The following is a 9,730-nucleotide window of genomic DNA, read 5'->3' as shown; positions in this document are numbered from 1 at the left end:
GTGGAACCCGGCGCCCACCCGACGCGACAGCCGGGCCATCAGCGTGCCCGCCACCGACCCGAACAACCGAAACGGCCCGCCGAAGAAGCCGACGGACCGTCACGAAAGATCGAGGTTAATGGATCTTATGTTGCTCCAGCCATTTGAAGACCTCAGTCCTCTTGTACAGGACCTTGGCGTTCTTGCCTCGGCCGAGTTTGTACCCCTTCAGGCCCAGTTTCGACGCCTCCCTGTAGACCCAGCTCGTGGACATGCTGAGCATCGCGGCAACCTCGGAAGTCTCCATGAGGACGGGCTCAACGGGCTGGCGCCTGCGCGGGCGGCCGTTTTCGGAGGGGTGTGGTTGCGGTTCCATGGGTGACGGCTCCTCGAGGTGCTCTGAGGCTGATCACAGTGCCGGGTCGCGCTCTGCTCTGGCCGGATTCCGGAAATCCTTGGTGGCCGCTCTGCGTCACTACCAAGAGCCACCGGGCGGACTGTGGCCATGGTCATGAGGTTCGTCGGCTTTGCCGACCCGGGATTCACTGCTAGGTTGCCGCGCTGTTTCGAGGGTTCCTGCGGTGGTGGGGCCCTCGCAGATGCAGGGATCGGGAGTCGTCGCCGATCCGTCGGGGTGACGGTGATCACGGGGGCTCGTGGGCGATAGCTGCGTAGGCTTGTGAAGTCGTCGTGGTGGGTCCAGAGGGGCGGGTGAAGCTCTCCGGCATTGCCTGATGATGCGTCAGGAAAGTCAGCAAGTGGTCAGCATCAGTCCTGAAATACCTGGGGAATGCTGCCCGGACTTGCGACTCGTTGTAGGGTGTGGAAACAGCCCTTGACCTGCAAAAACGCAGGCAGGGAGCCTATGTCCAGGAGTACCTCGATGATACGAACGATATTCAAGTCCAAGATCCACCGGGCGACCGTGACCCAGGCGGACCTGCACTACGTCGGTTCCGTCACCGTCGACGCCGACCTGATGGAGGCGGCCGACCTCCTGCCCGGTGAGCTGGTGCACATCGTCGACATCGACAACGGGGCCCGTCTCGAGACCTATGTGATCGAGGGCGAGCGCGGGTCCGGTGTCATCGGGATCAACGGCGCCGCCGCCCACCTGGTGCACCCGGGCGACCTCGTGATCCTCATCAGCTACGCGCAGGTCGAGGACGCCGAGGCCCGGACGTTCGTCCCGCGGGTCGTGCACGTCGACGGCGACAACCGCATCGTGGAACTCGGGACCGACGCGTCCGCGCCCGTCCCCGGGAGCGACACGGTGCGCGGCCCGCACGCCGTGCCCGCACCCGCCGCGGAGTCCGCGACCGCAGGGGTCTGAACGACCGAGCCGAGGGAGAACCGCCGCGATGGCAGAGCCGACGATGCGTGACGACCGGGCGAACGGGCGCCTTGAGGCGTTCGAGGGCGACACCTACGTCGGTGTCGTCGTCTACTTCGTCCTGGACGCCGAGCCCCACGCCCTGGTCGCGGTGCACACCGTCGTCGAGGACGGCCACGAGGGGAAGGGCGTCGCCGGAGCGCTCGTGCGCGAGTTCTACGCGCTCGCCGCCGCCGAGGGCGTCCCCGTCGTGCCGCTCTGCCTGTACGCCGCCACCTGGGCCGAGCGTCACCCGGACCAGGCCCCGGTCGCCCCGTCCGAGCTGGTCCGCGCGGCGAAGCTCCAGCTCAAGGCCTCCCCGGAGCTGTGGTGACCAGGGCGGGCACCCTGGCGCTGCTGCACACCTCGCCGGTCCACGTCCCCGTCTTCGACGGGCTGCGCGACCGGCACCACCCGGGGCTCGTCCTGCACCACCTCGTCGACGAGGAGCTGCTGGTACGGGCCCGGGAGGCGGGGCCCGAGGCGGTCGCCGATCCGGTGGCCGCCCTGCTCGCCGGGGCCGTCGCGGACGGCGCCGACGCCGTGCTCTGTACCTGCTCCACGATCGGCGGGGTCGCCGAGCGGCAGGCGGCCGTCCTCGGCGTCCCCGTGCTCCGGGTGGACCGGCCGATGGCGGCCGAGGCCGCCCGGTACCGCCGGATCATCGTCGTGGCGGCCCTGCGCTCCACCCTGGAGCCCACGGTGGACCTCATCGCCGAGGAGTCGGGACCGGACACCTCGTTCCTCAGCACCGTCGTGCTGGAGGGGGCCTGGGAACTGTTCGAGGCGGGGGACCGGGACGGTTACCTCGACGCCGTGGCGGCCGCGGTGGACGGCGCGCCCGAGACGGACGGCAGTGTCGTCGTGCTCGCCCAGGCGTCCATGGCGGACGCCGTCGCACGGATGTCCACCCGGCGGCCCGTCCTGGCCAGCCCGCGGCCAGGACTCGCCGCGGCCGCCGACGCCGTGGCCGGGACCTTGGCCGCGCGGCGGGCCCGGTCCTGAGGACCACCGGGCTGACCCGAAGCATCGCGGGCCCGGCCCCAAGGCCACGCGGGCGCGGCCCCAAGGACACACGGGGCTGACCCGAAGGCCACGCGGGGCTGACCCGAAGGGCCGGTCCGGCGGGCGCGGCGGGGCCCGGCGGGCCACCCTGGTGAGGGACGAACCCGTCGACCGAGAGGTCCCGTGATGACCCACCCGTACCCCGATCCGCTGCCCCCCTCGCCGATTCCGCCGCCGGTGCCCACACCGCCGCCCGTACCCCCGCCGAACCCGGTACCGGTCCCCCCGGACCCCGATCCGAGCCCGGCGCCCCAGCCCGGCGGACCCGTACCGGAACCCGAGCCTCAGCCCCAGCCGGGACCCGCCGGTCGCCGACGGGCGTCAACACAGAGGTGACGGAAGCGCCTTGAGCTTTCGCGTATCCCTTGTCACGGAGCGTGCGCCACCCCTAACTTGGACGGCTGCTGCTGTGTTCAAGGGGGGCCCATGGCCGTACGCGGACGTCACCGCCGCCACCAGCCGAGCCGGATCAACCGTGCTTCGCTCACCGTCACCGCGGGAGGCGCCGGAATGGCGCTGCCGCTGATCGGCGCGGGCGCCGTGCAGGCCGCCTCGCTCGATGTCTGGGAGAAGGTCGCCGCCTGCGAGTCGACCTCCCACTGGCACATCAACACGGGCAACGGCTACTTCGGCGGGCTCCAGTTCAGCCAGTCCACCTGGGAGCAGTACGGCGGGACGCACTACGCGCCGCGCGCCGACCTCGCCTCCAAGGACCAGCAGATCGCGATCGCGGAGCGCGTTCTGAAGGGCCAGGGGCCCGGCGCCTGGCCGTCCTGCGGCTCTCGCGCGGGTCTGGCCCGGGGCGGGGACGCGCCGGCCGTCACCCCGGGCGGAACGGCGGGGAAGGCAAAGGCGACCGGCGGCGGGAACGCGCCCAGGACCGCCTCCCTGCCGGGACAGCGCGCCTTACCCGAGAAGCCGGCCAGGAACGTCGGCCCGACCGCCGTCCCCGCCGTCCGTGAGATGTACACGGTGACGCCCGGCGACTCCCTGTCGAGGATCGCCCGCGACGAGCGGGTCCGGGGCGGCTGGAAGGGCCTGTACGACACCAACCGGTCCGTCGTCGGCGACGACCCCGACCTCATCCACCCCGGCCAGCGACTGACCTTGCGCATCGCCGCGCCGAAGAAGCCCGGAGGGACCGGGCCGAACGCCACCCCGCCGAAGGCGGCAGCCCCCACGACCTCCCCGACGAAGACCCCCGCCGCGAAGCCCTCCGCCCAGGCCCCCGGGCCCCGGACCAGACCCGTCGCACACCCGGTGACGAAGCCGACGGCGCGGCCCGGGACAGGGCCGGGTACCAAGCCCGGGACCGGGTCGACGGCCCGGCCCGACTCACGGCCGACGGCGAGGCCGAGCACGAAGCCGGTGGCCCGGCCGACAGGCGGGCCGGTGGCGAAGCCCACCGCCAAGCCGACGACCAAGCCCGTGGTCAAGCCCGTGGCGAAGCCGACCGCCAAGCCCCGGACGAAGCCCGCACCCCGGCCGACGACCAAGCCCCGCCCGGCCGCCGCGGAGGAGGACCGCTACTCCGCCCCCGTCTCCGCGGGCATCGGCACCCGCTACGGCAAGCCCGGTTCCTCATGGTCCAGCGGCTACCACACCGGCGTCGACTTCCCCGTGCCCACCGGAACCTCGGTCAAGGCCGTGGCCGGGGGACGGATCGTCTCCGCCGGGTGGGGCGGCGCGTACGGCTACCAGATCGTGCTCCGCCACGACGACGGCCGCTACAGCCAGTACGCGCACCTCTCCGCGCTCTCCGTCCGCGAGGGCCAGCGGGTCACCGCGGGTCAGCGCATCGGGCGCTCAGGATCGACCGGCAACAGCTCGGGACCGCACCTCCACTTCGAGGTACGGACGGGTCCCGGGTACGGCTCCGACATCGACCCCCTGGCCTACCTCAGGGCGCGGGGCGTCACCCTCTGACCCCGTCGGCCCCCGGCCGGACTCCGGCTCACGCGGGGCATCTGACGCCGGGAGCGACTCGGCCGGAACCGTCATCCGGTCGAGCGTGAGCTGCACCAGGCCGCCCGCGGCGACCGCGCCGCAGATCAGGGCGGCGACGGTACCCGCCGTGCCGTAGCGGAAGCTCTCGCCGAACAGGGTCAGGCCCACGGCGGCGGCGACCACCGGGTTGACCACCGTGACGGTGGCCAGCGGGGCGGCGAGGCCCGCTCCCCGGTACGAGGCCTGGGAGAGCAGCAGGCCCGTCACGGCGAGGGCCGACAGCACGAGCAGTCCGGTCCACTCGGCGAGCGGCGCGTCCGGCGTCCACTCCTCGGCCACCGCCTTGGTGAAGACGGAGGCGATCCCGAAGGAGACGCCCGCCGCCGCGGCGAGGACGACACTGCGCAGCACGGACCTGCCGATCAGGTGCGCGGCCGTGAACAGGACGCCCACCACGGCGAAGGTGCAGCCCGCGAGCAGCCAGCGGTCGCCGTCCGCCAGGGACCGCGCCTCGGCGCCGCTCGTGAGGCTGAGCAGCCCCGCGAGGCCCACCGTGGCCATCAGGGCGCCGCGCCAGGCCCGCGATCCGGCCTTGCGGCCGACGAACAGGGCCGCCATGGGCAGCGCGAACACGATGGTGAGGGCACCCAGCGGCTGGACCAGGCTGAGCGGTCCGTACGCGAGGGCCGCGACGTGCAGGGCCGCGCCGACGCCGTTGAGCAGGACGGACCCCCACCAGGCAGGGCTGTGCAGCGGCGCGTAGCGCGGACCGGTGGCGGAGGCCGCGACCCGCTCCTGCACGATCGCCGCGGCAGCGTAGGCGACCGCGGAGACCAGGGCCAGGAGGACGGACAGCAGGAGGGGACTCATACCTTCCACGATCTCTCTTCCCGGCCGATCGCGTCGTCGTACCAGGGGACGTCTTCGCGGGTACACCGGTCGCAGTACTCGGCCCCCGCGTACGCCTCCGGATGTACACCCCCGCAGGTCGGAACGGGTGCAAAGCGACCTTTAGGTGGCACATCGGGGAGCCGCCCAGGGCCGCTACGGTGGTCGGAAAAGTTCGGATCGGAGCCAGGGGGAACGTCGGGTGGATCTTGTCGAGAGCGGATCGGTGGGCGGATTCTTCGCCCTGCGCACCACCGCGCCGGAGACCGGCGGAGCACATCGCCCGCTCGCGCGCCTGTACGCGGGGGAGGACGGCCCCCTCCACGCGCGCGTGGACCGGGTCGCCGCCCGGCTCGGCGCCCCCGAGCGGCGCGTCGGCGCCTCCGTCGCCCACCTCGGGCTCGCGGCCCGGCTCTGGTCGACGGCCCTCGGGCCGGCCGCGCTCCACGGCCGCTTCCCCGGCCTCGACCCGGCGGAGCTCCACTGGGACGGGGCGCTCACCTCCCCCGACGACCTCTGGTGGGCGGGCTCCGGGACCCGCCCCGCGACCGTGGACGAGCTCCGCGCCGCCGTCCAGGAGGCCCATCTCGTACCGCTCCACGCGGCCCTGCGCCGCGACGGCCGCATCTCCCCCCGCCTGCTCTGGGGCAACGCGGGCTCCGCCCTCGCCGGGGCCCTGCGCGAGCTGACCCGCTGGGCGCACGCCCGCGGCCGCCCCGAGGTGGCCGAACGGGCCGCGGCCCTGGTCTCGGGCCTCCTCGACCACCCCGACCTCGCCGGCACGGTCCGCGGCCCCCGGCTGCGCCGCGCGAGCTGCTGTCTCTACTACCGCTGCCCCGGCGGAGGGCTCTGCGGCGACTGTGTCTTCGACCACGCCCCCCGAACGGGTTTGGAGGGGCGGCCCCCGGCTCCGTAAAGTTGCTCTTTCGAGAGCCCGCGATCGGCGACAGCCGGCGAACGGCGACGTACGAGCGAACGAGGATCCCGAAGGCCATGACGGTGACCGAAGAAACCCAGGACTACGGGCCGGGCGTCGACCCCGAGCGCCTGGCCGTCTGCCTCGGCGTCCTCGACGAGCTCGACAAGCTGGACGTCGACCACCCGGACGCGATCCTCGTCCGGCGCGCCACGGCCGGGATCTACCGGACCGTGAAGCAGCGCCGCCGCCAGGAGCGCCGGGCGTCCAAGACCGCCAACGACAAGGCGGTCACCGAGGCCACGGCCACCGGCTCCGCGCAGCGCATCGACGACGAGACCGAGGGCATCCTGCCCTCCTCCGTCACCGAGGAGGGCCGGATCGCCGGGATACTCCAGCGTCCGCGCTCCTGCTACGTCTGCAAGACGCGGTTCGTCGAGGTCGACTACTTCTACCACCAGCTCTGCCAGCCGTGCGCGGCCCTGAACCGGGCCAAGCGGGACGCGGGCGCCGACCTCTCCGGCAAGCGCGCGCTGCTCACCGGCGGCCGGGCCAAGATCGGCATGTACATCGCGCTGCGGCTGCTCCGCGACGGCGCCCACACGACGATCACCACCCGCTTCCCCAAGGACGCCATCCGCCGCTTCAAGGCCATGGACGACTCCGCGGACTGGATGCACCGTCTGGAGGTCGTCGGCATCGACCTGCGCGACCCGGCCCAGGCCGTGGCGCTCGCCGACCAGATGACCGAGGCCGGGCCCCTCGACATCCTCATCAACAACGCCACGCAGACCGTGCGCCGGCTGCCGTCCGCGTACGCCGCGCTGGTCGACGGCGAGAGCGCGCCGCTGCCGGCCGGGGAGCTGCCCGCCCACCACGTCATCGGCGCCTTCAACTCCGGCGCCGTGGGCGAGCTCGTCGGATCGTCCGAGCTTCCCGTCGGCGTGCGCGACCTGGAGGCCCAGCAGGTCGCCGATCTCGCGCTCGTCGCCGGCAACGCCACCATCGCCAAGCACCTCGACGGCACCGCCATCGACGCGGGCGGCCTGGTGCCGGACGTGGTCGACTCCAACACCTGGGTGCAGAGCATCGAGCAGATCTCCCCGGTGGAGCTGCTCGAGACCCAGCTGTGCAACTACACGGCGCCGTTCATCCTCATCAGCAAGCTGCGGCCGGTGATGGCCGAGGCCGCGAGGAAGGCCGCCAGCGGGCGTTCCTACGTCGTGAACGTCTCCGCCATGGAAGGCGTCTTCAGCCGCGGCTACAAGGGCGCGGGGCACCCGAACACCAACGCGGCCAAGGCCGCGATGAACATGGTGACGCGGACCAGCGGCGAGGAGATGTTCAAGACCGACGGCATCCTCATGACCTCCGTCGACACCGGCTGGATCACCGACGAGCGTCCGCACTTCGACAAGCTGCGCCTCGCCGAGGCCGGTTTCCACGCCCCGCTCGACCTGGTCGACGGCGCGGCCCGCGTCTACGACCCGATCGTGCGCGGCGAGGAGGGCGAGGACCTCTACGGCTGCTTCCTGAAGGACTACGCCCAGGCGAACTGGTAGGAATCCGGAATCCCGCCCGGACCCCTCCTCATGGGGTGATAAGCGGATTTCGCTGTCCTGACAAGAGCGCCCCACCGGCCCGGTGGGGCGCTCTTTCGGCTCGATTCACCCGAACGCGTCACACTTCGGAGCCCGGTAGAGCGCGGACGCGCTCATTTGGTTACTCTGATGTTCACGGTCGGCCACCGAGGAGACACACCGTCCTCACGGCCTTCCAGGGACAGGTCTGCCACCAAGGCCGCGATCCCGCCCGACGAACGGCGCCACCGCGACCGACCGGCACTTGTCCTACAGGTACGCGACACAGAGGAGTGCGCGGTGACATCCGAACTTACGAAGCAGGAACCGCGACCGGCCGAACCCAAAGACCGGCCGCGCAGGAACGGCGAGCTGGGGAGCCTCGAAGTCTGGGCCCACGCGGCCCCGATCCGGCTCGCGGGCTACGAGGACGACCTCGCCGAGCCCCACATCCTGCCCGGCATCGACTGATCCCTTGCTTCACCCGGTGCCCCCGGCCGTGCCCGGCCGGGGGCACCGGTGCGTTCCGCGGCGGTGACCTCCCCGCTCATCGCGGTCGGCGGTCCGCCGGTCGCCGCAGCCGGGTCGGCGGCAGGTACTCCCGGACGAGCGTGCGGTGCCACCAGGCCCCGGTCGTGCGGAGCTCGTGCCAGGTCGTGTACCGGTAGCGGTACAGCCGGGCGCGGACGAAGGCCGGCGGTGCATCGGGGAAGGGGTTGCTCGCGAGCAGCCGCAGGGTGTCCCGGTCACCGTCGAGCAGCCGCTCGACGAACGGACCGAACCAGTCGCGCGCGTACCCGGGGCTGAGCGCCGCGAACCACATCAGCCAGTCGAGCCGTAGGTGGTACGGGGCGAACTGCCGGGGGAGCCGGCGCGGATCGCCGGGCTTGCCCTTGAAGCCGTACTCCCGCCACACCGTCCCCGCGTGCGGTACGGGGTCGTCGGTGCCCTCGACGACGATCTCGTCCCTGACCCGGCCGACCGTTCCGAAGGCTCCGTACGTGTTGACCAGGTGGTACGGGTCGTACGAGCGGTTCATCGCCTGGTTCCGCGAGAGCAGGTTGCGCACCGGGCGGTAGCTCCGTACGAGGACGAGGGCGGTCACGGCGACGATCACGACCACGTACCAGAGCGGCGGGTCCGGCCGGGCGTGCTCGCCGGTGACGGGGGAGGCGTCCACGACGGAGAGCGCGAGCACGACGGTGATCCAGTTCAGCCAGGCGAAGTTGCCGGAGAGCACCAGCCACAGCTGGGTCGCGATCATCAGCCCGGCCGCGATCGTCGCCACCGGCTGCGGGGTGAACAGCAGGAACGGCACGAACAGCTGGACGACGTGGTTGGCCGCGACCTCCACCCGGTGCAGCGGGCGCGGCAGACGGTGGAAGAACCAGCTCAGCGGCCCGGGCATCGGCTGGGTCTCGTGGTGGTGGTAGAGACAGGTCAGGTTCCGCCAGCAGGGGTCGCCGCGGATCTTGATGAGCCCGGCGCCGAACTCGACCCGGAAGAGCAGCCAGCGCAGCAGGAACAGCACCAGGACGGGCGGGCCGACGTCGTCGTTGCCGAGGAAGACCGCCAGGAAGCCGGTCTCCAGGAGCAGCGACTCCCAGCCGAAGGCGTACCAGGTCTGGCCCACGTTCACGATCGACAGGTACATCGCCCAGAGCAGCAGCCACAGCAGCATCGAGACGGGCAGCGGCACCGCGTCCCCCGCGCCCGCCACGAGCGCGAGGGCGAGTGCGGCGCCGGACCGGGCGACGCTCGCGAAGAGCCGGTCGGAGTAGCGCCAGTGGAAGAGCGAGGGGGTGTGACGGGGGCGCGTCCCGCGCACGTACTCCGGTACGGGGAGCATGCCGCGCTCCCCGATCAGCGCCCGGAACTGAAGGGCCGCCGAAAGGAACGCCACGCAGTACAGCCCGGCGAGGCCCCGCTGGAAGACGATCCGGCTCAGCCAGTGGTCGGGTGCGGTGAACCACTCCATCGCTT

At 72.3% G+C, this 9,730-nt stretch carries 10 protein-coding genes; 7 read left to right on the top strand and 3 right to left on the bottom strand.

The window, feature by feature from the left end:
- Positions 1-115: 115 nt before the first annotated feature.
- Entirely contained in the window at positions 116-286 is a 171-nt protein-coding gene (locus ACH4MY_RS13020; protein WP_398001690.1) for a helix-turn-helix domain-containing protein, read from the bottom strand.
- A gap of 576 nt (positions 287-862) precedes the next feature.
- Here ACH4MY_RS13020 and panD point away from each other — a divergent pair.
- The 4 genes from panD (at position 863) to ACH4MY_RS13000 (ending at position 4,342) form a co-directional block, all read left to right on the top strand.
- The gene (gene panD / locus ACH4MY_RS13015; protein WP_398001641.1) at positions 863-1,312 is read left to right on the top strand and encodes an aspartate 1-decarboxylase; all 450 of its coding nucleotides are present in this window, start codon (positions 863-865) and stop codon (positions 1,310-1,312) included.
- Positions 1,313-1,340: 28 nt separating this feature from the next.
- Entirely contained in the window at positions 1,341-1,685 is a 345-nt protein-coding gene (locus ACH4MY_RS13010; RefSeq protein ID WP_398001638.1) for a GNAT family N-acetyltransferase, read from the top strand.
- Positions 1,682-2,356: an aspartate/glutamate racemase family protein gene (locus tag ACH4MY_RS13005; RefSeq protein WP_398001635.1), complete on the top strand. Its 675-nt coding sequence runs from the start codon at positions 1,682-1,684 to the stop codon at positions 2,354-2,356. The genes ACH4MY_RS13010 and ACH4MY_RS13005 overlap by 4 nt, the downstream gene beginning before the upstream one ends.
- A gap of 486 nt (positions 2,357-2,842) precedes the next feature.
- A complete protein-coding gene (locus ACH4MY_RS13000) occupies positions 2,843-4,342 on the top strand; it encodes a transglycosylase family protein (RefSeq protein WP_398001632.1) in 1,500 nt (499 codons plus the stop codon).
- Here ACH4MY_RS13000 and ACH4MY_RS12995 read toward each other — a convergent pair.
- The gene (locus ACH4MY_RS12995) at positions 4,223-5,233 is read right to left on the bottom strand and encodes a DMT family transporter (protein ID WP_398001629.1); all 1,011 of its coding nucleotides are present in this window, start codon (positions 5,231-5,233) and stop codon (positions 4,223-4,225) included. The two genes, ACH4MY_RS13000 and ACH4MY_RS12995, sit on opposite strands and share 120 nt — an antisense overlap.
- 220 nt (positions 5,234-5,453) lie before the next feature.
- On the opposite strand from ACH4MY_RS12995, the gene ACH4MY_RS12990 reads away from it, so the two are divergent.
- The 3 genes from ACH4MY_RS12990 (at position 5,454) to ACH4MY_RS12980 (ending at position 8,218) form a co-directional block, all read left to right on the top strand.
- Positions 5,454-6,167 (top strand): (2Fe-2S)-binding protein, encoded by a 714-nt coding sequence (locus tag ACH4MY_RS12990; protein ID WP_398001627.1) that lies wholly within the window; start codon positions 5,454-5,456, stop codon positions 6,165-6,167.
- A gap of 77 nt (positions 6,168-6,244) precedes the next feature.
- Positions 6,245-7,729, top strand: coding sequence for an SDR family NAD(P)-dependent oxidoreductase (locus tag ACH4MY_RS12985; protein ID WP_398001625.1), 1,485 nt, complete (start codon positions 6,245-6,247; stop codon positions 7,727-7,729).
- A 318-nt stretch (positions 7,730-8,047) separates the two neighbouring features.
- Entirely contained in the window at positions 8,048-8,218 is a 171-nt protein-coding gene (locus ACH4MY_RS12980; protein WP_266899547.1) for a hypothetical protein, read from the top strand.
- A gap of 76 nt (positions 8,219-8,294) precedes the next feature.
- Here ACH4MY_RS12980 and ACH4MY_RS12975 read toward each other — a convergent pair whose 3' ends face one another.
- On the bottom strand, positions 8,295-9,725 hold the full coding sequence (locus tag ACH4MY_RS12975) for a lipase maturation factor family protein (RefSeq protein WP_398001623.1): 1,431 nt from the start codon (positions 9,723-9,725) through the stop codon (positions 8,295-8,297).
- Positions 9,726-9,730 lie beyond the last annotated feature (5 nt).

The sequence above is a fragment of the Streptomyces sp. NPDC017246 genome, assembly GCF_044331325.1.
Taxonomy (GTDB): domain Bacteria; phylum Actinomycetota; class Actinomycetes; order Streptomycetales; family Streptomycetaceae; genus Streptomyces.
Note: the sequence above shows the minus strand (reverse complement) of the source record. Positions and strands in the feature narration are given on the sequence as shown.

Bases quoted from the DNA above. Each gene is read 5' to 3' on its own strand.
- ACH4MY_RS13020 (WP_398001690.1), bottom strand. From the start codon at position 286: ATGGAGACTTCCGAGGTTGCCGCGATGCTCAGCATGTCCACGAGCTGG.
- panD (WP_398001641.1), top strand. From the start codon at position 863: ATGATACGAACGATATTCAAGTCCAAGATCCACCGGGCGACCGTGACC.
- ACH4MY_RS13010 (WP_398001638.1), top strand. From the start codon at position 1,341: ATGGCAGAGCCGACGATGCGTGACGACCGGGCGAACGGGCGCCTTGAG.
- ACH4MY_RS13000 (WP_398001632.1), top strand. From the start codon at position 2,843: ATGGCCGTACGCGGACGTCACCGCCGCCACCAGCCGAGCCGGATCAAC.
- ACH4MY_RS12995 (WP_398001629.1), bottom strand. From the start codon at position 5,233: ATGAGTCCCCTCCTGCTGTCCGTCCTCCTGGCCCTGGTCTCCGCGGTC.
- ACH4MY_RS12985 (WP_398001625.1), top strand. From the start codon at position 6,245: ATGACGGTGACCGAAGAAACCCAGGACTACGGGCCGGGCGTCGACCCC.
- ACH4MY_RS12975 (WP_398001623.1), bottom strand. From the start codon at position 9,725: ATGGAGTGGTTCACCGCACCCGACCACTGGCTGAGCCGGATCGTCTTC.